The sequence below is a fragment of the Arthrobacter sp. USHLN218 genome (assembly GCF_037144715.1).
Classification (GTDB): domain Bacteria; phylum Actinomycetota; class Actinomycetes; order Actinomycetales; family Micrococcaceae; genus Crystallibacter.
The window spans coordinates 114,805-138,810 of record NZ_JBBCYT010000010.1 but is presented as its reverse complement, the minus strand read 5'-3'; the positions used below and the strand labels follow the sequence as shown (position 1 = coordinate 138,810).

Below are 24,006 nucleotides of genomic sequence, written 5' to 3'. Positions count from 1 at the left end.
AGCTCGGCCAGGGCGGACTGGCCATCGCCGCCGTCGCGCTCTCGATCGAACGCATCGGCTCGGCCGCCGAGGGCGCCGTCCTCGTCACCGCCTTCGCCGTCGGCAGCCTGGCCGGAGCGGTGTGGGAGACGATCCGTCCGACGCGCGCCCGCCCCCACCTGGTCATGATGGCCGGCTACTTCGCCACCGGCGCCTGCACCATCGCCGCGGCCTTCGACCTCGGGACCACCTGGACGATCATCGCGATCGGCCTCTCCGGCGTCTTCACCGCACCCAGCACCACCACCATGCTCTTCCTCCGCAGCCACCTCAGCCAGCCCGAGCTCAAGGCCCAGGTCTTCACCGTCGGAGCCGGCCTGCGCACCAGCGCGTCCGCGGCCGGCGCCGCCCTCGCCGGAGCCGCCACCGGACTCGGTGCCGGGCTCACCCTGGCCGGCGTCGGCCTCGCCTGGGCCGCCTCGGCCGCCATCATGCTCGCCTATCCGGCTCGGCCCGACAACAAACAATCACAGGCCGTCAATGTCCGCTCCACTGCGGCGCAAGCTGAGTGACCTCTCGATTGGCGTTGTTGTCGAACGCCTGGATGAACCGCCCGAAATGCAGTGCAGCCGTCACGTATGGAACGCAGGCTGAAGTCAATGGTCTTAGTCCTTGGACGAACCGCGGGAAGCCCTCTTAATAGTCACATGAACAGGTCGGCGGGGCGGGGCTCGTACGAGACTGATTCGATTTTGTGGTCCGGGTGCACGATCAGTTCACCGTGCCCTTCGGGATGCTCAATCCGGACTCTGACGGGGCGCTGCAGGGTCCGGGCCTCTGCCTGCACAAGGGCCAGAGCGTTGTTGCGAAGGTCCTGAAGCGAGTCCCCGGCAGGAACCATGCGGGAGTTTCCGGCAACGACCACCTCGGCGGTTCCGTTGTCGCGGACGATAGCCCTGATGTTGGGAAAGGCCAGGGCCTCGGTTGGTGTAGTACCCATGAACTTTTTCCTTTGTATTTGGGAGGTGGACAGGGGCGGAGCTTAGGTCGTTGGGGGTGTGAGTCGGTTGACCTTCCACGGGGCTTGACTGCCCGTGCGAGGCAGCTGCAGCGAGTACGTCCCCGCGTTGGTGGAGACCTTCGCGGTGACACCGTAGCCGTTGGTTTCGTCGACGGTCAGCCTGGCCGGCCCGGTGATGCGGGTCGCCGGGACGTTGGCCGGGTCAACGGCCGAGTAGTCGGCCGTTGCCTGCGGTGTCAGCCAGCGGGCAAGATCATCCACTGGACCACCAGCCTCGGGTCAAGCTCGCCGATGCCGCCGAAGAATCATGGATCGTCAGCCGCCCTGACAGCCCCTATTACCCGCTGCTGATCTCCGCCTGCCTTTCCGCGGGATTCTCACCCAACATCGCCCACTACGCCGACGAATGGGACACAGGCCTGGCCCTGATCGCATACGGATTCGGTGTATGCCTCATACCCAGGATGGCCCGCATCCACGACGACTGGGAAGTGACCCGGGTGCCGCTCAGCGGAAAGACACAGCCGTCCCGCCGCATCCTCAGCCTCACCAGGATGGGCGCCCGCAAGCAGCCAACCATCATGGCTGCGCTGGAGCACATCGAGGCAAGGGTCGCATCAATGTTCGCACCGGAGTGGTCGCCCTAGCCCGCCAAAGGACAGCTCGCGGATGGGATGCTTAGGGAGAGGGAGCGGGTTTGGGCGTCTCTTGCGCCGGCAGCGTTGGAGCCGGCTCCTGGAGATGTCCCCAGCTGGCGGTGATGATCAGGCGCACCTGCTTACAGCCGTCCTGCTGCACCAGCACGTCAGGACCTGTGTCAGTCTTGGCCAGGTGGACGACCTCCAGCGGCTGACCCACTTTGCAGTCCTGCCCGAGAGCCTTGGCAAGTGCCCGCTGGCCGGCCGGTTCGAGCGTCAGCATTCGGGAGGCCACTTGCCCGACGACCGCCGGTGAGGCCTCGCTCGCTTTGACCGCGGCAGGAGGGTTGATGGCCCAGATGAAGGCAAGAATTCCCAGCAGGGCTGCCACTGAGCCCCAAAAGACCATCCTTGTCGAGCGCTTCCACTGGTTGGCGACTTTCTCGTAGGACGCAACTCGGGAGACGTTCCGAACGATATAGGCCAGCTGGAGCGCTCTGGCTTCCGCCCTCTCTGACTGCCTCAGCTTGAGCTGGTTTTCGTTGTCATCCACGTATTCGTGGTAGGTCTGCTCGCGACGATCCAACGCCTCCTTGTAGATCTTTGCTAGCGCTGGCGCCCCTCCTTCGATGCCCTCCTGAAGCGCCATATCCTGCGCCCAGCCCTTGTCCGTGAAGTCACTCAGCTTCACCGGCTCGGTCGTCGCCGTTTTTACGGCACCAGCCAGAATTAGTCCCGTGCCGCCGGCAGCAAGGGCTGCGCTGATCACGATTACCCAGAACCTCGGGCTACCTACGTGCACGGCTCCAAGGTTGCTGAACTGCGTTCCGGTGACGACCAATCCGCCCACAGCTGCCAGGCTTACCGTAAGCCACTTGGCTGTTTCGCGAATCCGGTCTTCGGCCGGCAGTGTGGGCACGGAACCCTGCGCCGCGGACGCGGATGCCTCAGCCACGGCCCCTCCTCCTGGAGAGCAGGTTCCGGCCGTGTTCTGCTGCCCGCATGGACATGCGGCGCACACCCTGCCCAAAACGCTTCAAATATAGAACGGACGGGAGCGGTGTCGGTGGGCGGACGTGGCTGAAGCCCGCCGCCACGCATGAAGGGCCGCCTTCGGGCCAGTTCGGCCTTGCCCCCGGATGAACCGTGACACGGATTCCGTTGACAATGCCCTCGAAGCTTTTTTGACCTGCCAGATAGATGTCGATGCTCATCTGGTCGTCGCCGTTCTCCATAGCGCACCTCTATGTTCCCTCTAGCTGCATCCAGCGGAGACGCCTCGACCTGTCCGCCGGGTTGCCCCAAGTGTGGACCTATGACCGACCTCTGGCCAGAGGAAACCATCCCTTTCGGCGCTGCAGAACGGGGCCTCGTAGGCGCCCCTCTCGCAGAGAGCCCGGACAGGCGTACGCACATCGCTCCTTCAGCGATCCGAGGCGGTTCTGCATGTTCCGATGGCGCGTCCTGCACCGGTCGTTGCCCGACTCAATGGCGGTTGCTTCCGGCCCTTCCCGGCGCGGTACCGCGGGCAGATAATCGAGTATCTTCACGATCGTGACGGGAGGGCTGTGCAAATGCCGGTGTACTCGATGGGAATCTGGCTCGTGAAACCGGGCCGCGAGGATGACTTTATGCATGCGTGGGAGGATCTGGCGAGGCGGACCAAGGAGGCGTTCCCCGGCGCCCACGGCCTGCTGATGCGCGACAAGGACGTCCCCAACCGCTTCATCAGCACGGGACCGTGGGAGTCCGTCGAGCAGATGAAGGAGTGGCGGGAATCGCGGGCCTTCAGCGAGGGGCTGGCGGGGATCCGCGAGACGATCGAGCACTTCGAGCCGCACACGCTGGAGCAGGTGGCCGGCCAGGAATAAAGCCGGGCCAACAAGCAGCAGGCTCGCGGCGCCCGACCTCGCCCCTCCCCCTGACCCGACGCCGGACCGCCCACGACGGGCCGGGGCCGCCGTTCGTGCGCCTCGGGGAAACCTACCCGGCGGTGATGACGTGCGTCCGGTGGTCATAGCTGAAGGTGACCGGGCCGCCGTCGTGCTCCAGCACGATGTTGGAGCCTTCGCGCGCGCCGCCGGCGCCGAAGTTCACCTCCCAGCTGCCGTTGAGCGCGGCCTTGAACTCGTACCGGCCGGCCGGCAGGTCCGCCGTCAGGCGCCAGATCCCGTCCTCCTCCAGGGTGAGCATCGCCTGCTCGCAGGCCGGCTGCCAGTCCTCGCTGCAGCCGAGTTCCGAGTTGAAGCTTCCGGCCGCAGTCACCCAGTCCGGCTGCTCGATCCGGTCGCCGGTGGCGACCGTGCGCACGTCGCTGACCGAACCGTCCAGCCGCGCCCGGTACTGCAGCTGCGTCCCGTCCGGCAGGCCCAGTCCGGCCACGTCGTCGAACGCGGTGTAGACCGGTGAGGAATCGTCCGTTCCGATCACGGTCCATTCCCCGTCGGCGATCCGCCGTTCCAGCGTGACCTCATGGCCGGGCTTTTCCGGCGCGGCCACGGCGCTGACTTCCACCTGACCGGAGACTCGGCTGCCCTCCGCCGGCAGCACCATGGACAGCTTCGGCTGCGGCACCTCGGCCGAGACCACGTTGCCCGGCCGGGTGTGCCCGCCATTGTCCAGCACCACGGCGCGGTATTCCACCCGCGTCCCGGGCTCCAGCGCTGCCACGTCATGGAACACGCGGTACGGCGCGTTGTCGTCGGTGCCCGCCGGCTGCCACTCGCCGCCGTCGATCCGGGCCTCGAAGCTGACTTGGTAGAAGGACCCGCCGGCCACCTCGGCGGTGACTTCCATGCGCCCGTTGTCCTCCGCGGCGGGCTGCGGGGCGGAGAGCACGACGGCGGGGGCCTGCTTTGAGTGCGGTATGCGGCCCGCGGACTGGTACACCACGGTTGACAGCGGCGGGACGGTCACGGTCAGCGTCCCGGCCTGGTCCGTCTTGAGCGCGCCTTCGCCGCCGTAGAGCTGGACGAAGCGGCGCTTGGGGATGTAGGTCGGAACCTGCGCCGTCTGTTCGGTCTCGGCGCTGTTGACCGCCACCACGTATTCGCGCTGATCCTCCGGGTCGATCCGCGAGAAGGCGTAGACCCCGGCTCCCTCGGCGGCATAGCGGTGCTGCTGCGCCCCGTCGCGCAGGGCGGGATGCTTTTTGGCGAGCGCCGCAAGGCCGCCGATCGCACGGTAGAGCGGATGGCCGGCGTCGTAATTGTCCGCCGCGTGCGTGGACGCGGTACCGATCAGGTCGTCGTCCAGGTACTCCGGCACCCGGCTGGCGAACAGGCTCTGCCGCGCGTCCTGGTCCCCGCCCGGTCCGGTGAAGCCCTGCTCGTCGCCGTAGTACACCACCGGATTCCCGCGCGAGAAGTACATCAGCTCGTGCGCCAGCCGGTCGCGGCTGAGCAGCTCCGCGTCGCCGGCGCCCGGGTTGTCCGCCGCGATGAAGCTGCCGATCCGGCCCATGTCGTGGTTCCCCAGGAAAGTGGGCAGCTGGTAGGCATTGGAATCCGCGTCCGTGTACCAGTCGTCGCCCGCGAAGAACTCCGCCAGCCCGGCCGCGCCCGTGCCGCGCGAGGCGAAGTCACGAGCGGCCTGCTGGAACGGGAAGTCCAGCACCGCCTGCATGCTGTTGCGGGTGGTGAACTGGGAGGTGAAGCTCTTCGTGGTGTCGAAGACCTCGCCGAACATGAAGAACTCGTCCTTGCCCTGTGCCCGCGCGTACTCGAGCACGTCCGGCCCGAATTCCTGCCAGAACGCGTCGTCCACGTGCTTCATGGTGTCGATGCGGAACCCGTCCACGCCGAAGTCCGCGATCCAGGCCTGGTAGATCTCCTTCATCCCGTCCACCACGCGCGGGTGCTCGGTGAACAGGTCGTCCAGGCCGAAGAAGTCGCCGTAGTAGGAGTCCTCGCCCGTGAAGGTGGTGTTGCCCCGGTTGTGGTAGAGCGTCGGATCGTTCAGCCACGCGGGAACCTTGAGGTCCTCCTCCCCCGGCTCCAGCACCGGGGTATAGGGGAACGACGTGGCCGGATCCAGCGCCGGGAAGTCCGCGCCGCCGGCGTAGTCCCGGTCGTCGAACGCCTCGCCGCCGGCCGTCAGGTAGGGCTCGCGATCCTTGGAGATATAGCCCGTCCGCGCGCCCTCCTCGTATCCGATCACGTCCGCGGTGTGGTTGGTGATGATGTCGAAATAGACCTTCATCCCGCGCTTATGCGCCGCGTCGATCAGCTGCTTCAGCTCCGCGTTGGTGCCCAGGTGCGGGTCGATCTGCGTGAAGTCCGTGATCCAGTAGCCGTGGTATCCGGCCGACCCGTCCTCCGGCTGCACGGCCTTGTTCTTGAAGCTCGGCGTGAGCCAAATGGACGTTGTGCCCAGCCCTTGGATGTAGTCGAGCCGCTCCAGCAGCCCGGCCAGGTCGCCGCCGTTGTAGAAGCCCTTCCGGGTCGGATCGAAGCCGGACACCAGCGGATCGGAACCCAGCCCGCCGCCGTCGTTCCCGGCATTTCCGTTGGCAAAGCGGTCCGCCATCACGAAGTAGAAGTTCTCGTCGCTGACCGGGGCCCGCAGCGACTGCCGGGCCTGCGCCTGCCCCGCCGTCGGGCGGCCTGCCTGCCCCGCCTCCCCAGGCTCCCCCGGCTGTGCCGCGGCCGGGAGCGCGGGCACGGCCAGCAGCAGGGAGAGTACGACGGCGGCTGCGCGGCGCCGTGCCGTGCGTCGCCTTCCGCCGGGCGCGGCCGAGGTGCGGGACGGAGCGGTGGGACGGGCGGCGGACATGGCGGCTCCTGGTCGGCTAATCCTTCAACCGCCCTAGCGTGTCCCTCGTCACACTTACAGTCAAGGCCTGGCGCCCGGATCCGGCCGCGGGACGCCCAACTGCCGTCCCGCCGCCCGTGGATGCCGCGCGTCGCCGTCCGCCGGCGCCCGGCGCCACCACCCCGTTCGAGGGATTTTCCCGGGGCAGCAGACGGAGTAGATTGTGCGCTATCTGCCGGCGCGAGTGTGCCGGTTGTCCCGGGGGTGGCACGAACCGGAGCCCATCATGAAGGCAGCACGCAATCCCGCCCGGCGCTCGTTAGTGAAGCCGGCCGCCGCCGTCGGCCTGGCAGCCGTGCTGCTGCTCGGGCCGGTTGGCTGTACCTCTCCCGGCCCGCCGCAACCGCCGCAACCGACCGAGGAGGCCGCGGCAGTGGCCAGCGGGACTCCTGCCCCGATCACGATCGATGAGGGACGGCTCCGGCAGACCTTCGAGGGCCTCGCGGAGGACCTGCTGACCCCGGGGGCCGTGATGCTGCTGCGCACCCCGGAGCGGCAGCTCGAGTTCACCTACGGCAACCGCAGCCGGGACGATTCCGATCCGGTCGGCCTGCAGGACCACGTCAGGATCGGCTCCATCACCAAGACCTGGACGGGAACGGTCATCCTGCAGCTGGTCGAAGAAGGACGGCTGAAGCTGGACGACCCGGTCTCGAAGTTCCGGGATGACGTGCCGAACGGGGAAAAGATCACCATCGAGCAGCTGCTCAACATGCGCAGCGGCCTTTACAACTACTCGGAATCCTACGAGCTCAACCTCGCGCTCGATGAGACACCCGAGCGTGTCTGGACGCCGGAGGAGCTGGTCGCCATCGCCCTGCCCCTGCCGGTGTATTTCCCGCCGGGCGAGGGCTTCCACTACTCGAACACCAACACCGTGCTGCTCGGGCTGATCGCCGAGGACCTGGAGGACAAGCCGCTCGAGCAGATCATCCAGGAGCGCATCCTCGATCCGCTGGGCATGGACGACTCCGCGTTCCCGCCGTCGGAGACCACCGCGCTGGCGGGGCCGCACCCGCAGGGCTACATGTTCATGGACAACGTCCTGACCATCGCGTCCACCAAGCTTCCGGCGGACCTGATCGCGGCGGCCGAGGCCGGCGAACTGGAGCCGAACGACGTGACCGACGCGAGCAGCTCATGGTGCTGGGCCGCCGGGCAGGGCACCTCGACGGCCGGAGACCTGGCTGTGTGGGGCAAGGCCCTAGCCGAGGGCGGCGTGCTGGGCGAGGAGATGCAGAAGATCCGGATGGATAGCCTGCGTCCGGCCGATCCGGACAATCCCGATTCGGCGCAGTACGGCCTCGCAATCGCGAAGTTCGGCGAGCTGTATGGCCATACCGGTGAGCTGCCCGGGTTCAACAGCTTCATGGGCTACGACCCGGGCAACGACCTGACGATGGTGGTGTGGACGAACCTGGCCCCCGCGGCGGATGGACGCGACCCTGCGACATCCATCGCCCGGGCCCTGATCGGCGAGATATACGGCGGCCCGTGAGGGCCGGGCGTCAGGCGACGGTCATTTCGCCCATCTGGTCCCAGCCCTCGCCGTCGATCTGGCGGCTGATGATGCGCGGGGTTTCCTGCAGGTACTGCGGCTGCTCCGCCATGGCCTTCGCGAAGTGTCCGCTCTTGACGTGGGCCTCGGCCGCGTCGTCCTTGAAGGCTTCGACGAGGACGTACTCGTCCGGATCGTCGACGCTGCGGGACCAGTCGAACCAGAGGTTACCGGCCTCGGCGCGCGTTGCTTCGGTGAACTCCCGGGTCAGCTCGGGCCACTGGTCCGCGTGCTCGGGCTTGACCTTGAACTTGACGACGATGAAGATCACTTCAGCTGCCTTTCTGTTGCTGGCGGGCGGCCGGACCAGGTGGTCCGGCCGGATGGCGGGTGGTTCCGAGGTTCATCCTTTCACGTGCCGGCTGCGAGCTTCCGTGCCGCCGCCAGATAGCGCCGGGTCACGAATTCCTGCACGGCGACTGTGACGGGAGCACCGGCCCGGTAGAACCAATTGGAGGGCCGGCTGTACGCGAACAGCTCAAGGTAGACCTGGCCGTCCGCTCCGAGCACGGCCAGGAAGCTTTCCTCTCCGGAGGCCGGATGCCCGGGCAGCGTCCCGTAGCCGAAACCCGCGCGGTCCGGCTCCTCGGCGGCCCAGACCACACGGCAGGGTGCCGCGAGCCGGAGCGGCCCGAACCCGAAGCGCGAGACCACGTCCACCCCCTCGGCCGCCCGCGGCGTCGACGGGTCCACACGGAGTCCCGCGACCCGGTGTAGGTTCCAAGCCAGGATGCCGTCCGCCAGGCGGGCGAAGTCTTCCCGCCCCGAGCCCACGGCCACCCGATGCCGGACCACCCGGTAGCCCTCCGGTGCCCGGCCCAGCCGGGTCAGCCTCTGGTCGGGATAGGTCAGCTCCGCGGCGCTATAGGATTTCCGCCCGATCATCGGGACCTTCCGCTGTCCGCCGCGTTCCGGCCCACTCCGCGGCGGCGTAGGGATCCGTGGCCGCGGCCATCTGCTTCGCATCCGCTGCCAGATAGTCCAGACCCGACTCGGCCGCCAGGTGCCCGGCGTCCTCGAAAAGCGGCATGGCGTCCGCGGCCTGCCCGGCCGAGAGCAGGATTCGGCCCCGCTCCAGGAGGACGCGGACCAGCACCACCGGCTCCCCGCCGTCGTCAATCAGGTCCAACAGGTGCAGGGCCTCCTCACGCCGCCCCTGCATGCCGAGCGCCCGCGCCACCTGCGTGGACAGCTCGTTCCGGTCCACCCGCAGGGCAAAGCGGTTAGTGTCCGCCGCCCGGAGCCGCTGCTCGGACCCCAGCGGATCCGAAAAATCCCACAGCCCGTCCAGCGTCTCCTGCGCGATCATCGACCCTCCCTGCTGAGGCCGACCCAGCCCAGGGCCTCCTGGTCGCGCCGCGGCAGCCCGGCGACCACCAGGTCATACGAGTCCTCGATCATGTCCCTGATCATCTCGTCCTCCAGACCCCCGTTACAGAGCACGCCGTTCCAGTGCGTCTTGTTCATGTGGTAGGCGCCCGTGATCTCGGGATGGGCCGCGCGCAGCTGCAGCGCCAGCTCCGGCTCGCACTTGAGGCTGATGCTCAGCGGCTCGGCCCCGAGGTCCGCGAGCGCGAACATCTTTGCCGGCCCGGGCCGTCCGCGCACCTTGAACACCGAGGCCTCCGGGCCAAAGGGAAAGTCCTCGAAGGCGCCCGGAAGGCCCAGGCAAATCGCTCGCAGCCCGGCTCCATCCACCCGGCCAGCCTACCGCCGCCCGCAGACCGCGGAAAGGCCGCGCCGCCGGTTGTGGAAAACGTTCCGCCGGGAGCCGTCCTGCCACCCATCCGGTCCCTCATCCCGTCACCCATCCCCTCCCCGACGGGGGCATACTTGGAGGACGACGACGGCAGCGGGGCGGGTGCCGGCACGTCCTCGGACAGTGCTATAGGAGGTACACGTGAGCGGCGGAGTGGACAGGGCGAAGCGGGAGGCCCGCAGGGCCAAGGACACAGCGGAGGAAGCCTCCGAATCGAAGACCCTGGAGATCGTGGCGCGGTTCGGCTGGGCGGCCAGCGGGTTGCTGCATGTGCTGATCGGCGTGCTCGCGCTGCGCCTGGCGCTCGGCGCCTCGGGCGAGGCGGACCAGGCCGGAGCGGTCTCCGAGCTCTCCTCCAAGCCGGGCGGAGCGCTGCTGATCTGGGCCGGGATGATCGCCTGCGCCGCACTGGCACTGTGGCAGTTCTCCGATGCGGCCTTCGGGTACCGCCACTTGGAAGACAAGAAGAAGTGGGGCAAACGGGCCAAGGCCGTTGGACTGGGCATCGTCTTCGCGGCGATCAGCAGCGTCTTCGGCGTCTTCGCGTTCGGTGGCAGCAGCGACAGCAGCGAGACCTCGCAGGATGCCAGCTCTAAGCTGCTGCAGTTCCCCGGCGGCGCGATCGTGCTGTTCCTGATCGGCGCCGGCATCGCCGCCGCCGGAATCTTCTACGTCTACAAGGGCATCGTGCAGAAGTTCCTCGATGACCTCAAGACCCTCCCGCCCGGGGCGCAGCGGATCGGCGTCAGCTGGCTGGGAACCTTCGGCTACATCGGCAAAGGGGCGGCCCTGGTGGTGCTCGGCATCCTGTTCTCCGTCGCGGCACTGCATCAGGATCCGGAGCAGGCCAAGGGGCTGGACGGAGCGCTCAAGGCGCTCAAGGAACAGCCCTTCGGCGACGCGGCCCTGATCCTGATTGCCGTCGGCCTGATGTGCTACGGCCTCTATCTGGGGGCGCGCGCCCGCTACGGCAAGATGTAACCGGCCGGCCCGGGCCGAGGTCGGGGCCGGGCCGAGGTCCGGGCCGGGCCGTCTCAGTCGTCGAACTGGGACGTCAGCGTGCGGCGGATGGACTTCAGGTGGTCCAGCATGGCCTTCCGGGCGCCCTCCGGATCGCCGGCGGCGACGGCGGCATAGATCGCCTCGTGCTCCCAGACCTCCTCCTCGCTGCGCAGATGGCTCTGCGCGCCGGGCACCACGTTGTAGGCGCGGCCCATCTCGGTCATGCACCGGAGCAAGGCGTCCAGCATGCGTGAATTGCCGGCTTCTGCGGCCAGCGACTCGTGGAACGCCCTGCCGCTGGCGATCGAGGCCTCGGGGTCGGACCGGAGCAGTTCCCGCTGCCGGACCAGCTCCTGCTTCATGGCCTCCAGGCCCCTCGCGGAATTGAGGCCGCGGGCGGCACGGGCGGCGAGGTGCGGCTCCAGCACCGTCCGCATCTCGACGAGCTCGAGCACGTCCGGCAGCCCCATGGTGCGGATGAGGTAGCCCTTCTTGGGCAGCACCGTGACGTAGCTCTGGGTCACGAGCCGCTGCAGCGCCTCGCGCACCGGGGTCTTGGAAACCCCGAACTCCTTGGCAAGTTCGGGTTCCACGACCACGGAGCCCGGTTCCAGCACGCCCTGCAGGATCCGTTCCCGCAGCAGCTCTTCCAGGCGATCGGCCAGCGATCCCATCGATCCCCTTTCGCGCGGCGGCCACTCCTCACACAAATATACTTCAGAAATACTTGTGTGATATCACTAACCTTGTGGAACGACCTTCAATGGAGCAGCAGCTCGAGACAGCCGCGCCGGCCGCCGCCCCCGGGCGGCTCCCGCAAGGAGCGCGCAGGGCACTGACCGCCGCCGTCGTCGGCACCATCATCGAGTGGTACGACTACGCGCTATACGGCGCCGCGGCCGGCCTGGTGATCGGCCCGCTGTTCTTCTCCAATGCGGTTCCGGAGGCGGCCGCGTTCGCCACCTTCGCCGTCGGCTTCATCGCGCGGCCCCTCGGCGGTGTCGTCATCGGACACATCGGCGACCGGCACGGCCGCAAGCCCGCCATGGTCCTCACCATCCTGCTGATGGGCACCGCCACCGTCGGCATCGGGCTGCTGCCCACCGCCGCGGCCATCGGGGCGGCCGCACCGCTGCTCTTGGTGCTGTTCCGCCTGCTCCAGGGCCTCGGCGCGGGCGCCGAGCTGGCGGGCGCCATGACCCTGGTGGCCGAGTTCGCGCCGCCGAAGCAGCGCGGCAAGTACACGTCCTTCGTCCTTGCCACGCCTCCGGCCGGCATCGCCCTCGCCACGCTGGCCTTCTTCCTGGCCTCGATGGCCGGGGACCAGGCCCTCCTCGACTGGGCCTGGCGCGTGCCGTTCCTCGTGTCCGCCGTCCTCTTCTTCGTCGCCCTGTACATCCGCTCCAGTCTCGAGGAGACCCCGGAGTACCTGCAGGCCCGCGCCAACCGGGATCAGCAGGAGAAGAAGGTGCCCCTCGGCGAGCTGTGGCGCCACAACCGCCGCCAGGTGTTCCTCGGCTTTCTGTCCATCACCGGGCACAACGCGGTCAACTACGTTATGGCCGTCTTTGCCATCACCTTCATGACCTCGGAAGCGGTCGGCATGGCGCGGCCCACGGCGCTGCTGGTCGTGACCATCGCCTCGCTCTTCTGCATCATCGGCTCCCCGATCGCCGGCTGGGCCGCCGACCGGTACGGCGCCGGACGGGTGCTCGCATTCGGCGGGATCGTCGGGGCCCTGTTCGCCTGGCCGCTCTTCCAGATGATGGCCACCGGCAACCCGCTGATCGCCGGGCTGGGGCTGGCCATCGGCTACGTGTTCAGCGTCAGCGCCAGCTCCGGGGCGCAGGGCGCGTTCCTGACCAACCTCTTCCCACCCAAGCAGCGGTTCTCCGGCGTGGCGCTGGCCCGCGAGACCAACGGCGCCATCATCGCCGGCCTCTCGCCGCTGATCGCCGCGGCGCTGATCCAGGCCGCGGACGGCGGCACCTGGCTGGCCGCGGCGTACGTTGCGGCCTGCTGCGTGTGCAGCATCGCCGCCGTCGTCCTGGCCCGCGGCACCGGCAACAACGCCGCTGCCGCCCGCTGACCCGACCCGAACAGAAAGCAGTTGGATCCATGAAACACCGGCTTCCGCAGTGGAGTGAGCTACGCCCGCTCATGCAGTTCGAACGGCCGGCCCTCGGTCGCGGGCCCCGGCTGGCGAAGGCCGCTGACCTGTGGGACCTGCGCCGCATCGCCCAGCGGCGCACGCCGCGGCCCGCCTTCGACTACGTCGACGGCGCCGCCCAGGACGAACTGACCTACCGGCGTTCCCGCGCCGCCTTCGACTCCATCGAGCTGCTGCCGCGCATCCTGCACGGCACCGCGGATGTCGACCTGTCGGCCACGATTGCCGGCGGCACCTCCGCACTGCCGTTCGGCATCGCGCCCACCGGCTTCACCCGCTTTATGCATGCCGAGGGCGAGGATGCCGGCGCCAGGGCAGCCGCCCGGTACGGCGTGCCGTTCTCGCTCTCCACCATGGGCACCCGTTCGATCGAGGAGGTGGCCGCCGCGGCGCCGGAGGGCCGCCGCTGGTTCCAGCTGTACCTCTGGAAGGACCGGACCAAGAGCCAGGACCTGCTGCAGCGCGCCCAGGCCAGCGGCTTCGACACCCTGCTGGTCACCGTGGACACCCCCGTTGCCGGCCGCCGGCACCGCGATACCCGCAACGGCATGGTCATCCCGCCGAAGCTAACGCTCAAGACCGTGCTGGACGCCTCCTACCGGCCGGAGTGGTGGTTAAACTTCCTGACCACGGATTCGCTGAAGTTCGCGTCGCTGTCCGACACCAGCGCCGACCTGCCGACGCTGATCAACTCGATGTTCGACCCCACGCTCTCCTTCGTGGACCTGGAGTGGATCCGCTCCATCTGGCCCGGCCAGCTGCTGGTCAAGGGCGTCCTGACCCGCGAGGACGCCCGGAAATCGCTGGCGGCCGGCGCCGACGGACTGATCGTCTCGAACCACGGCGGCCGCCAGCTGGACCGGGCCCCGGTGTCCTTCGAGGCCCTGCCCGAGGTCCGCGAGGAAGCCGGCGACGGCGTCGACATCATCCTCGACAGCGGCATCATGAGCGGCGCCGATGTGGTGGCCGCGCTGTGCGCCGGGGCCGACTTCGTGCTGGTCGGCCGCGCCTACCTCTACGGGCTGATGGCCGGCGGCCAGGAGGGCGTCGAGCGCGTGCTCGGACTCCTCGCCGATGAGGTCCGCACCACCATGCAGCTCATGGGCGCCGCCAGCATCAAGGACCTGCAGCCCGAAATGCTGCGCCTGCGCCCGGCGGCCACGGAGACCGGCGGGCTCTAAGCGCGCAGCCGGGAGCGTTGACGGCAGCCGGCGCCGCACGCGCGCACCCGGGAAAGCCCGACGGCGGTGCACCACCTTCGCGAAGGTAGTGCACCGCCGTCGTTGTTCCCCTATAGTCCGGCCCGAAAAGCGTCCGCTAGACCGAGGCCACGGAGCTGCCGATGCGGTAGCGGCTGCCCCGGTGCTGCTCCGGCAGGCGGTCGCCCTGGCCGAAGAGCTTGTTGCGCAGGGTGCCCGGCGCGTACTCCGTGGGGTAGGCGTCGAGCTTCTGCAGCTCGGGGACCACGAATTCGACGATGTCCTCGAAGGTTCCCGGCGTGATGGCGTAGGCGAGGTTGAAGCCGTCAACGTCCGTCTCGTCGACCCAGGAGACCAGATCCTGGGCGACCTGCGCGCCGGATCCGACCGTGATCGGGCCGAAGCCGCCCACGCCGACCCATTCCGCCAGCTGGCGGATGGTCCACGGCTCGCCGCTGTCGCCGGAGGCCTTCTGGAAGGTCTCGACCGAGGACTGGATGGCGTTGGACTTCACGTTCGCGCCGATCACGTCGTCCGGCGAATAGGTGGACAGGTCAACGCCCATCCAGCCGGAGATCAGGGCCAGCGCGCCGTTGATGTCCGCGTAGGACTTGTACTCCTCGAACTTGGCCTGCGCCGTCTCGTTGTCCGGGCCGGTGACGATGGTCTGCATGGCGTAGATGCGGACGTCGTAGCGGCCGCGGCCGGCGGCCTCGGCGGCGTCGCGGATCTTCTTGACCGACGCGGCGAGCATTTCCTTGGTCGGGCAGGTCACGAAGACGGCCTCGGCGTTCTCCGCGGCGAACTGGGTGCCGCGCTTGGAGGCGCCAGCCTGGAAGATCACGGGGGTGCGCTGCGGGCTCGGCTCGGTGATGGCGATGCCGGGCACCTTGAAGTACTTGCCCTCGTGGCCGATCTCGTGGACCTTGGACGGGTCGGTGAAGATGCTGTTCACCTTGTCCTTGACGACGGCGTCGTCCTCCCAGGAGCCTTCGAGCAGCTTGTAAATGACCTCGAGGTACTCGTCCGCGTGGTTGTACCGCTCGTCGTGCTCCATCTGGTCTTCCTGGCCCATGTTCCGCGCGGCGGAGGGCAGGTAGCCGGTGACGACGTTCCAGCCGACGCGGCCGTTGGTCAGGTGGTCCAGCGTGGCCAGGCGGCGGGAGAACGGGTAGGGATGCTCGTAGGCCGTGCCCGCGGTGACGCCGAAGCCCAGGTTCTCCGTGACCGCGGCCATCGCCGAGACCAGCAGGAACGGGTCGTTGACCGGGACCTGGGTGCCGGCGCGCAGGGTGGTCTCGTTGGAACCGCCGAACACGTCGTAGGTGCCCAGGACGTCGGCGATGAAGAGGCCGTCGAAGAGGCCCTTCTCCAGCACCTTGGCCAGGTGGGTCCAGTAGCCGATGGTGTTGTAGTCGGCGGACTTATCCTCCGGGTGCCGCCAGAGGCCGGGCGACTGGTGGCCGACGCAGTTCATGTCGAAGGCGTTGAAGCGGATGTGGCGCTGCGGGCTGTGCAATGTCATTTCAGGCTCCTTCCCGACCGTGAAGTGCGCGCGAAGGCCGCGAGGCGTTGCTGCCGGAGCGGCCAACGGAAAGATTCTGCATCTCCATCGGTCCTGGCGGTAGCACCTTCCTCTCGCGAGGTGGTTGCTGCGGCGTCAACGAGCCAGGTCTCTCAGCCGCTCTGGATGGTTACTTCTTCCCATTGAACCGGCACGGGCTGCGAACGCGAAACGCTTCCGTCACACCCGGTAACCCGCGCCGGTCCGCACGAGGACCGTGCTACCCCGGCTGGCCGCCGTCGTGCACGGGCAGCCTTTCCGTAGCCGCGGCGGAATGCTCCGAAAACGCGCCGCGGAAACGTGCCGCCGGATGGGTCGGTTCCACCCGGGCCCCGCGTCCGAAGACCTTCTCGCGCAGCGTACCCGGCTGGTACTCGGTCTGCGCCAGGCCGCGCTTGCGCAGCTCGGGCAGCACCCCTTCGATGAAGTCCGTATAGGAGCCAGGCAGGATCTGGTTCATCACGTTCACGCCGTCGATGCCGGCGTCCTGCCAGCGTTCCAGCTCGTCAACGATCTGCTCGGGAGTGCCGGCGATCTGCTGGGCCTTGGCGCGGTAGAGGGCAAGGTCGCCGACGGTCGGTTTGCCGCCGGGCACCGAGGCGATCGCCGCCTCGAGCACGCCCCGTGCTCCTTCAGTGGACAGCTCGCCCAGCGGAGTATCGAGCGGCAGGCCGCCTAAGTCGACGCCGATGCCGCCGCCGATGTGGGCGATGATCGCGTGCAGGTCCAGGTACTCGTCGTACTCTGCCTCCTTGCGCTTCACCTCCGCCTCAGTGCTGCCGACGACGAACGAGAGTCCCGCGAAGATTTTCACGTCGCCAGGGGCCCGGCCTGCTTCGGCTTCGAGGGAGCGGATGGAGGCCGCCTGCTTGCGAACGTAGTCCGTGTGCGGGGCGAACAGGAAGGTCGCCTCGGCGTGGGCCGCCGCAAAGCTGCGGCCCCGGGTAGAGCTGCCGGCCTGGAACAGGAACGGTGTGCGCTGCGGGCTGGGCGTTGCCAAGTGCGGTCCCTCGATGGAATAGCGGGCGCCGCGGTGGTGGATCTTGTTGACCTTGGCCGGATCGGCGAAGATGCCGCGCTCCTTGTCGGCCAGCACGGCCCCGTCCTCCCACGAGCCTTCCCAGAGCTTGTACGCGGCCTCGACGTATTCATCTGCCCAGTCGTAGCGGTCGTCGTGGGCGGTGAGTCCATCGGCACCGAAGTTCCGGTGCGAATTCTCAAGCACGCTCGTGACGATGTTCCACGCAACCCGGCCGCCGGAGATGTGGTCCAGGGTGGACATCTGGCGGGCCAGCTGAAATGGATCGGACTGGATCACGGAGCTTGTCATGGCCAGCCCGATGTCCTTGGTGGTCGCGGCCAGCGCCGAGCAGAGCACCAACGGGTCGTGGGTCGGAACCTGCATGCCCCGGCGGACATGCGAGGCCCAACCACCTTCGTGGTCGCCGTAGAGGCCGACGACGTCGGCGAAGAACATGGCGTCGAACTTGGCGTCCTCCAGCTGGCGGGCCAGGTCCGTCCACAGCGACAGCTCGTTGAAGCGGTGCTGCTGCGCCTGGGGGTGGCGCCACTGCCCGCCGAGGATGTGGCTGGGCGTGTTCATCAGGAAGCCGCTGAGCAGCAGGCGGGGCCGTGCGGCCGCCATCAGGAAGCACCCCCTGCCAGCTGTCCAGTGGCCACCGGCGCTTCGCCGATGCTGTGCAGGCCCGTTGGAATGGTGCCGTTCACGTGGTAGTCGCCCACGGACCGGGCCTTGAACGCCACGGGGTTGTGCGTGGCCACGGTGCGAGCGTTGCGCCAGTGCCGGTCCAGCCCCTTGCCGCGGCTCGTTGACGAGGCACCGGTGACGTCGAAGAGCTCTTCGGTGGCAGCGAGGACGAGCCCAGGTACGGTGACATGGGCCTTTTGCACTGCCAGCTCGGCGCGGAGGTAGGCGGCCTCTCCGTCGAGCCCGAGCTGCGCATCAACGGCTGCATCCAGGTCTCGAGCCGCCGCCGTGACAACGGCCTCTGCGGCATAGACCTTCGCGGCGAGCAGGCCAACGTGTTCCTGGATCAGGGCGTCGTCGCGGAACAACTGGCCCTGGCCGGTGTTGAACGTACGGGTGCGCTGGCGGACCAATTCGGAAGCATCCCGCAGGGCCGCGCGGCCGATCCCGGCAAGCACCGCCAGCAGGCACATCTGGAAGAAGGCCGGCTCCAGCGTGCTGGAAACCTTGCGCTGGATGATGTCTTCCGCCTCCACTTCCACGTCGTCGAACACTGCCGTGCCGGTGCCCGTCAGCGGCTGGCCGAAGCCGTCCCAGTCATCGACGATCTGCACACGCTTGTTGTCGGCGCGGACCAAGGCGTACTGGCGCCCCTCGACGCATTCGGTACTGGCCATGACCACTACCCAATCGGCGAAAATCGAACCGGTGGTGTAGTACTTCTCCCCCTTGAGCAGCCAACGGCCGTCCTCGTTGCGGAGCTTGGTCGCGGTAGTGCCGAGCGCGTTTCCGCCGCGCTCGGTTGCCGCGTTGCCGAAGATTTCTCCCGCGGCCACCCGCGGGAACCAGCGCGCCTGGAAAGCATGCGGCTGAAGAGCGATGGTCTCGACGAAGGAGAAGTGCGAGCGCAGCAGGTGGCTGATGTTGGAGTCGGCTTCGGCCAGCTCGATGAGCAGGCGGAACAGGTGCTCGTGGCTGACCGGGTCGCCGCCAAACTCCGCCGGCAGGCGCAGCGTCGTGAAGCCGGCCTCCTTCAGCCAGCCGATCTGCTGATGAGGCAGAATGCGCTGCTGTTCGCGCTCGAGGGTCCCCCCGGCAATGCGCTCAAAGACGGGCCGGAAGCGCGCGGCGAGGGCTGCATAGCGGGCCTCGCCGGTGGCGGTGCTCGGTTCGGTGGCGGTGATGCTCATCTGTGTCCTTACTTGTTGGATGCGGCGAGGGCACGCAGTCGGTGGCCGGGGTTCGATTCCAGCAGCAGGCGGGTGTACTCATGCTGGGGGTTGCCGAAAATGCTGGCCGTCGGCCCGGTTTCGACGAGCTTCCCGCGGCGCATGACGCCGACCTCGTGCGAAATCCGTTCGACCACGTGCAGGTCGTGCGAGATAAAGAGGTAGGTCAGGCCGAGATCACGCTGGAGTTCCTCCAGCAGGGCAAGGATCTGTGCCTGGGTCAGCACGTCCAAGGCGGACAAGGCCTCGTCGAGCACCAGCGTCCTGGCTCCGGCGGCCAGGGCCCGGGCGATCGCAACGCGCTGGCGCTGCCCGCCGGAAAGCTCCATTGGCCGGGCCGAGGCCGCCCGCGAGGGGAGATTGACCTGTTCGAGCAGTTCCAGGACGCGCTCCCGCTGGCCGGCCCGGCCGCCGAGGCCGAAGTTCACAATTGGCTCGGCAATGATGTCGCGAATCTGCAGCCTCGGGTCCAGGGCGGAGTCAGGGTTCTGGTAAACCAGCTGCAGGGTCCGCCACAGCTCGCGCTTGCCCCGTCCGTCCAGCCCGGTCACGTCGCGACCCTCCACGAGGACTGTGCCCTCAGTCGGATCGAGCAGACGCATGAGCATGCGGGCAGTGGTCGATTTGCCTGAGCCGGACTCGCCGACCAGCGAGAAGGTGGTGCCCTGCCGCACGCCGAAGGAGACTGCGTCCACGGCCCGGTTCGCAGCACCGCGTTCAAAGACTTTCACCAGACCCCGAGCCTCGAGGGCGAAGGTGCCGGGCGCCGAAGCTGCCGCAGCAGCGGCCGGTGCAGCGGCCCGCGCCGGGGCGGCTTCCTCGAGCAGCCGGACCGTGTACTCATCCTCGGGCCGGGCCAGGACCTGTTCCACGCCGCGGTCTTCGCGGACGCTCCCGCCGCGCATCACCACGATCCGGTCCGCATGGTCGGTCGCCACGGCCAGGTCATGGGTGACAAAGATGACGGCGGTGCCGAACTCCTTGGCCAGCCGGTCGAAGACTTCAAGTACTGTGCGCTGGACCGTAACATCCAGAGCCGAGGTGGGCTCATCGGCGATGAGCACCTGCGGCTGCAGGCTGAAGGCGATGGCGATGAGCACGCGCTGCTTGAGCCCGCCGGAAAGCTCATGCGGGTACTGGCGCAGCCGTTCCTCCGGCCGGTCGATGCCCACCAAGGTAAGGAGCCGCACCACTTCGGCCCGCAATTCGCGCCTGCTCCGCCGTCGTCCGTCCCGGTGCAGCCGGAACACCTCGGCCACCTGCGATCCGATGGTCCTGACAGGGTCCAGGGAGGCGCCCGGGTCCTGCGGGACAAGTCCGATCCGGCGGCCGCGGATCCGGCGGAACTCCTTCTCTGACAGGGACGCCAAATCGGTGCCGTCGAAGTCGATGCGCCCGCTGATCCGGGCGGACGCCGGCAGCAGGCCGAGGACGGAGCGGGCCAGGGTTGTCTTGCCGGAACCGGATTCCCCGACCAACGCGACGATTTCCCCTGCCTTCAGGGTCAGGTCCACTCCACCGACGGCGGTGGTTCCGGACTGGTATTCGACCTTCAGGCCGCGGATGGCCAGCAGCGGGACGGTCTGCGGGAGTGCCGTCGGTGCGGCCTGGTCGGCTGTGGTAACGCTCACGGGTCCTCCTAGAACCTGAAGATCTTCAGCAGTTGGCGGCCGAATGCGGCCAGCAGCACGACGGTGGCGACGATGACCAGGCCAGGCAGGCTGGTCATCCACCAGGCACTGCCCAGGTATTGGCGGCCTTCGGAAATCAGCAGGCCCCATTCCGGCGTGGGCGGCGGCGCGCCGAAGCCAAGGAAGCCGAGTCCCGAAATCGCCAGGATAGCGACGCCCAGGTCCACTGCCAGCAGCGACAGCACTGGTCCGGTGGCGTTGGGCAGGATGTGCCGCAGGACGACGGACCGGTAGGTGCCTCCGCTGAGGAAAGCGGCCTCGACGAAGTCCAGGTTGCGCACGCGCAGGACCTCCGAACGCACGACCCGGGCGAAGGAAGCGATGGAGGCAATGCCCACGCCCACTCCCAGCGAGATGGGGCCGGGTTCGAACGCAGTCACCACAATGAGCGAAATCAGGAAGCCCGGAACGGCCAGCAAGACGTCGACAAGGCGCATGGCCGCCGCGTCGGCGGCACGCCCAGCGGTTGCCGCGACGAGGCCGATGACCGTTCCGGCGACCAGTCCGATCAGCACGGCGAGTCCGGCCGTGAGCAGGGTCTGCGAGGTGCCGTGGACGACCCGGGCGTAGATATCCCGCCCGAGATGGTCCGTACCGAACCAATGCTCTGTGCTGGGCGCCAGGAACTTTTCCGCACCGACGCCGGCAATCGGGTCGGCCGTAGTGAACAGGCCGGGAATCAGCGCCCAGCCGAGCACCAGCAGCAGCGGCAGGGCGGTCAGCCACAGCCCGGTGCGGGCCGAGGGACGGCGGCGGGCAGGTGCGGTTGGCGTCGTGATTTGCGCGGAGGATGCCGTGGCAGGGTTTTCCAGATGCAGTGTCATGGAAGGCTCGCTTCGGGTCAGACGGCCAGGGCCCGCGGAGAGCCCTGGCCGTTGGACTTGAGGATGCGCGGGTCAAGCAGCGGGTAGAGCAGGTCGACGGCCAGGTTGACCGCGACAAACACGCTGGCAGTCAGCAGCACGAGTCCCTGCACCAGCGGCACGTCCTGGGTGGTCACCGCCTGAAGTACGACGGCGCCGAGGCCGGAGCGGGCGAAGACCGTCTCGGTAATGACCGAACCGGCCAGCAGCGTGCCAACAGTGATGCCGGTAATGGTCATGGCCGGTCCGCCCGCGTTCTTCAGCGCGTGGCGGAAGAAGATCCAGGATGCCGAGGCGCCCTTTGCCCGCAGCACGTCGATGAACGGCTGGTTGTAGACGGTGTCGATGCTCTTGAGCAGCACCTGCGCGATCGGGGCCGAGACATGCACGCCCAGCACGAACACGGGGACGGCCAGGGACAGGAAGGACCCGTCCGGGAAGAGGGACATGACGCCCCAGCGGATGGACAGCAGTTCCAGTAGCACAAGCCCAAGCCAGAAGACCGGCACGGCAGCGAAAAGCGGTGGCAGGTTCAGCACCACCTTCCGCAGCAGCGCTGAGCGTGTCAGCGTGGCAACCACCACCACAGCCAGGGCGAGCACCACCGCGGTGGCAAAGGCGGAGAGCGCCAGGGCGATGGTGGAACCGGCGACCCCGCTGATGCGCAGGGCCACCGGCTCACCGGAAGCCAGGGAGTAGCCAACGTCGCCGGTGAACAAGCCGCCCAGTTGGGCGAGGTACTGGACCAGCAGAGGCTGGTCGTAGCCGTACTGGCGTTTCATGTTGTCGATGGTGGCCTGGTCGACGGCGGAATCCGTGCTCAGGAAGATCGTCACCGGGTCGCTGGGCAGCAGCTGCACGGCGACGAAGATAACGGTGTAGGCCAGCCAGATGACAAGCAGTGCCTGCCCGATCCGTTGCGCGACGTAGCGTCCCATGATTGGCTACTCCGCGGTCTTCCAGGCGCCCTGGAAGATGGGCGCGGTGCCGGAGGTGAATTCTACGTGCGCGCCGGAGTGCGCGCCGTAGACCTGGACTTCATCCCAGAGAACGAGAGCCAGTGCCTTGTCCAGCACCAGGGCCCGCTGTTCCTCGGCTACCAGTTCTTCGTGCTTGGCCTCATCGGCGGCGGCGCGCTCAGTGGCGAACAGCTCGTTGAGTTCCTTGTCGGCGTCCAGCGTCTGCGTGTTGGTCTCGGGTCCGAAGACAGGCCCCAGGCCGCCGTATGCGAACTGGCGCGTGCCGAAGAATTCGACCTTCGGGTCCTGCAGCGCAGTGGCCAGGAAGGTGTTGTCGGCTGCACGGTTGACGAGCTTGACACCGATCTCGCGCCACTGCTGTTCGATCAGTTCGAAGGCCGGCTTGATGACCACGGAGTTGTTCGAGCTCGCTACCGTGACCTCGAGCTTCTTGCCATCCTTTTCACGGATGCCGTCGGCACCCGCAACCCAGCCGGCCTCGTCCAGCAGGGACTTGGCCTTCTCCGGGTCATAGGCCAGGTCAGCCGAGAGGTCCACGAAGCCAGGGGCCTTGTGGTTGAGGATCGAACCGGCAATCTGGTAGCTGTCCGAGAGCACGGTGTCCTTCAGCGCCTGCCGGTCGATGCCGACCTGCAGGGCCTGGCGGACCTTCTCATCCGCGAGCTTGCCGCTGCCGATGCGCACGGCGGCCGTATTGGCAGTCAGGTCGATGCCCGCGGCGGGCAGCACCTGGTTGCCCCCGGCCGCCACAGCAGCCTCGTCCGCCGGCTGCAGGCCGCGGACCAGGTCCACCTGGCCGCTCTGGACGGCACCGGCACGGTGCGCCACCTCGGGCAGGTACTTCACCACGACCTTGTCCAGGTAGGCGGCACCCTGGTTCTCCGCCGTTTCCGGAGCCCAGGCATAGTCCGACCGCTTTGCCAGCACGAGCTCCTCGTCCGGCTTCTCCGACTCGAAGACGAAGGGACCCGAGCCGGAGATCTTGGCGATGTCCGACTGGCCGGCATTGTCCAGCTCCAAGGTCTTGGGCGAGACCAGACCCGCGGCGACGGAAGACGTCGCGCGCAGGAAGTTCGCGTCAGCGCTCTTCAATTGCACCTTCACGGTGTCCTCGTCGACGACCTCCGTGGACTCGTAGGCGGAAAAGTCGACGTTCGGCTGGATCTGAGCGTCATCCAGGCCCTTCCCGAGGGCATCGAGGTTGGCTTTGACGGCCTTGGCATCCACAGGCGTGCCGTCGCTGAAGCTCACGTCGGGGCGGATGTCGAAGGTGAACTCGGTGTTGTCCTCGTTGCCGCTGAATTTGGTGGCAATCCACGGCACGAGCTTGCCCGATTCGGCGTCGAAGTAGGTGAGCCGGTCCAGCACGCTGTTGAGCACATTCGCCTTCTCGTAGAAGCGTGCCGACTGGGTCTGGAAGTTGTTGATCGGCGCCACTTCGGCGTAAACCAAGGTGCCGCCCTGGACCGGCTGGCCATTATCGGCGGCAGGCTCCGCACCGCCACCGGAATTACCGCCGCAGGCAGCGAGCAGCAGTGCGGAAACGCTGAGGAGGGCGGCGGCCTGGGCCCGCCGGAAGCGGCGCACGGGTTGTGGCGCGTTGTCGTCGTTGATGGCCATGAAGGCTCCTCTCGGTCATTACCGAGGAACGCCATTTCACGCGGGAAGTCTGCCACGCACACGGAGCGGGACAGGGACCAACGGGAAGATGCGGCTAACTCCATCGGTCCTGGCAGGAGCACCCTACGGAGCATGTCCTTCCGCGCTGTGCGCGGCCCTCGGACATGTCCCTTGTTATCGACGCGGACCAGAGGTGATCCAGCGTGACCAGGG

22 protein-coding genes, 2 pseudogenes and 1 riboswitch are annotated in these 24,006 nt (G+C 67.9%); of the genes and pseudogenes, 7 read left to right on the top strand and 17 right to left on the bottom strand.

The genetic code is table 11. From position 1 onward, the window contains the following. Positions 1-551 (top strand): hypothetical protein (locus tag WFH44_RS19565; protein WP_336716046.1); only part of this gene is annotated, 551 nt, incomplete at its 5' end. Positions 552-697: 146 nt separating this feature from the next. Here the strand turns inward: WFH44_RS19565 and WFH44_RS19560 are convergent. Further along, positions 698-979, bottom strand: a pseudogene (locus tag WFH44_RS19560) (chromosome partitioning protein ParA); the annotation flags it as partial. A 42-nt stretch (positions 980-1,021) separates the two neighbouring features. Beyond that, positions 1,022-1,258 (bottom strand): annotated as a pseudogene (locus WFH44_RS19555) (hypothetical protein); the annotation flags it as partial. Here WFH44_RS19555 and WFH44_RS19550 point away from each other — a divergent pair. Further along, entirely contained in the window at positions 1,234-1,647 is a 414-nt protein-coding gene (locus tag WFH44_RS19550; protein ID WP_336716044.1) for a LysR substrate-binding domain-containing protein, read from the top strand. The pseudogene WFH44_RS19555 and the gene WFH44_RS19550 sit on opposite strands and share 25 nt — an antisense overlap. A gap of 31 nt (positions 1,648-1,678) precedes the next feature. Here the strand turns inward: WFH44_RS19550 and WFH44_RS19545 are convergent, their stop codons facing one another. Beyond that, positions 1,679-2,593: a hypothetical protein gene (locus WFH44_RS19545; protein ID WP_336716042.1), complete on the bottom strand. Its 915-nt coding sequence runs from the start codon at positions 2,591-2,593 to the stop codon at positions 1,679-1,681. After that, positions 2,586-2,873, bottom strand: a complete 288-nt coding sequence (locus WFH44_RS19540; protein ID WP_336716040.1) for a hypothetical protein — start codon at positions 2,871-2,873, stop codon at positions 2,586-2,588. The genes WFH44_RS19545 and WFH44_RS19540 overlap by 8 nt, the downstream gene beginning before the upstream one ends. A gap of 339 nt (positions 2,874-3,212) precedes the next feature. Here WFH44_RS19540 and WFH44_RS19535 point away from each other — a divergent pair, with 339 nt between their 5' ends. Then, the gene (locus WFH44_RS19535) at positions 3,213-3,509 is read left to right on the top strand and encodes an antibiotic biosynthesis monooxygenase family protein (protein WP_336716038.1); all 297 of its coding nucleotides are present in this window, start codon (positions 3,213-3,215) and stop codon (positions 3,507-3,509) included. Positions 3,510-3,621: 112 nt separating this feature from the next. On the opposite strand, the gene WFH44_RS19530 is transcribed toward WFH44_RS19535, so the two are convergent. Continuing rightward, on the bottom strand, positions 3,622-6,411 hold the full coding sequence (locus WFH44_RS19530; RefSeq protein ID WP_336716036.1) for an alpha-amylase family glycosyl hydrolase: 2,790 nt from the start codon (positions 6,409-6,411) through the stop codon (positions 3,622-3,624). Positions 6,412-6,676: 265 nt separating this feature from the next. Between WFH44_RS19530 and WFH44_RS19525 the strand changes: the two genes are divergently transcribed. After that, the gene (locus tag WFH44_RS19525) at positions 6,677-7,948 is read left to right on the top strand and encodes a serine hydrolase domain-containing protein (RefSeq protein WP_336716035.1); all 1,272 of its coding nucleotides are present in this window, start codon (positions 6,677-6,679) and stop codon (positions 7,946-7,948) included. Positions 7,949-7,958: 10 nt separating this feature from the next. On the opposite strand, the gene WFH44_RS19520 is transcribed toward WFH44_RS19525, so the two are convergent. The 4 genes from WFH44_RS19520 to WFH44_RS19505 all read right to left on the bottom strand — a co-directional run bounded on the left by WFH44_RS19520 (position 7,959) and on the right by WFH44_RS19505 (position 9,706). Then, positions 7,959-8,279, bottom strand: a complete 321-nt coding sequence (locus tag WFH44_RS19520) for a putative quinol monooxygenase (protein ID WP_336716034.1) — start codon at positions 8,277-8,279, stop codon at positions 7,959-7,961. Between the two features lie 80 nt (positions 8,280-8,359). After that, a complete protein-coding gene (locus tag WFH44_RS19515; RefSeq protein ID WP_336716033.1) occupies positions 8,360-8,893 on the bottom strand; it encodes a DUF1990 family protein in 534 nt (177 codons plus the stop codon). Next, a complete protein-coding gene (locus WFH44_RS19510) occupies positions 8,871-9,317 on the bottom strand; it encodes a hypothetical protein (protein WP_336716032.1) in 447 nt (148 codons plus the stop codon). Before WFH44_RS19510 ends, WFH44_RS19515 begins: the two co-directional genes overlap by 23 nt. Further along, positions 9,314-9,706, bottom strand: a complete 393-nt coding sequence (locus tag WFH44_RS19505; RefSeq protein WP_336716031.1) for an MmcQ/YjbR family DNA-binding protein — start codon at positions 9,704-9,706, stop codon at positions 9,314-9,316. The genes WFH44_RS19510 and WFH44_RS19505 overlap by 4 nt, the downstream gene beginning before the upstream one ends. A 202-nt stretch (positions 9,707-9,908) precedes the next feature. Between WFH44_RS19505 and WFH44_RS19500 the strand changes: the two genes are divergently transcribed. Next, positions 9,909-10,748, top strand: coding sequence for a DUF1206 domain-containing protein (locus WFH44_RS19500; protein ID WP_336716030.1), 840 nt, complete (start codon positions 9,909-9,911; stop codon positions 10,746-10,748). A 53-nt stretch (positions 10,749-10,801) separates the two neighbouring features. On the opposite strand, the gene WFH44_RS19495 is transcribed toward WFH44_RS19500, so the two are convergent. After that, a complete protein-coding gene (locus tag WFH44_RS19495; protein WP_336716029.1) occupies positions 10,802-11,443 on the bottom strand; it encodes a GntR family transcriptional regulator in 642 nt (213 codons plus the stop codon). A 74-nt stretch (positions 11,444-11,517) separates the two neighbouring features. Between WFH44_RS19495 and WFH44_RS19490 the strand changes: the two genes are divergently transcribed. Both WFH44_RS19490 and WFH44_RS19485 read left to right on the top strand, forming a co-directional pair. Beyond that, the gene (locus tag WFH44_RS19490) at positions 11,518-12,858 is read left to right on the top strand and encodes an MFS transporter (RefSeq protein ID WP_336716027.1); all 1,341 of its coding nucleotides are present in this window, start codon (positions 11,518-11,520) and stop codon (positions 12,856-12,858) included. Positions 12,859-12,887: 29 nt separating this feature from the next. After that, on the top strand, positions 12,888-14,120 hold the full coding sequence (locus tag WFH44_RS19485; protein ID WP_336716026.1) for an alpha-hydroxy acid oxidase: 1,233 nt from the start codon (positions 12,888-12,890) through the stop codon (positions 14,118-14,120). Between the two features lie 136 nt (positions 14,121-14,256). Here the strand turns inward: WFH44_RS19485 and WFH44_RS19480 are convergent, their stop codons facing one another. From WFH44_RS19480 to WFH44_RS19450, 7 genes are all read right to left on the bottom strand, one after another. Next, on the bottom strand, positions 14,257-15,663 hold the full coding sequence (locus tag WFH44_RS19480) for an LLM class flavin-dependent oxidoreductase (RefSeq protein ID WP_336716024.1): 1,407 nt from the start codon (positions 15,661-15,663) through the stop codon (positions 14,257-14,259). Positions 15,664-15,744: 81 nt separating this feature from the next. After that, a riboswitch (SAM riboswitch) is annotated at positions 15,745-15,835 on the bottom strand. An 87-nt stretch (positions 15,836-15,922) separates the two neighbouring features. Beyond that, complete coding sequence (locus WFH44_RS19475; RefSeq protein WP_336716022.1) at positions 15,923-17,347, bottom strand: LLM class flavin-dependent oxidoreductase; 1,425 nt, start codon at positions 17,345-17,347, stop codon at positions 15,923-15,925. Continuing rightward, a complete protein-coding gene (locus WFH44_RS19470; protein ID WP_336716021.1) occupies positions 17,347-18,600 on the bottom strand; it encodes an acyl-CoA dehydrogenase family protein in 1,254 nt (417 codons plus the stop codon). Before WFH44_RS19470 ends, WFH44_RS19475 begins: the two co-directional genes overlap by 1 nt. 8 nt (positions 18,601-18,608) lie before the next feature. Continuing rightward, positions 18,609-20,270 (bottom strand): ABC transporter ATP-binding protein, encoded by a 1,662-nt coding sequence (locus tag WFH44_RS19465; protein ID WP_336716019.1) that lies wholly within the window; start codon positions 20,268-20,270, stop codon positions 18,609-18,611. 8 nt (positions 20,271-20,278) lie between these two features. Next, the gene (locus WFH44_RS19460) at positions 20,279-21,154 is read right to left on the bottom strand and encodes an ABC transporter permease (RefSeq protein ID WP_336716018.1); all 876 of its coding nucleotides are present in this window, start codon (positions 21,152-21,154) and stop codon (positions 20,279-20,281) included. A 17-nt stretch (positions 21,155-21,171) separates the two neighbouring features. Beyond that, positions 21,172-22,131, bottom strand: coding sequence for an ABC transporter permease (locus tag WFH44_RS19455; protein ID WP_336716016.1), 960 nt, complete (start codon positions 22,129-22,131; stop codon positions 21,172-21,174). A gap of 6 nt (positions 22,132-22,137) precedes the next feature. Further along, complete coding sequence (locus tag WFH44_RS19450; RefSeq protein ID WP_336716014.1) at positions 22,138-23,793, bottom strand: ABC transporter substrate-binding protein; 1,656 nt, start codon at positions 23,791-23,793, stop codon at positions 22,138-22,140. Positions 23,794-24,006 lie beyond the last annotated feature (213 nt).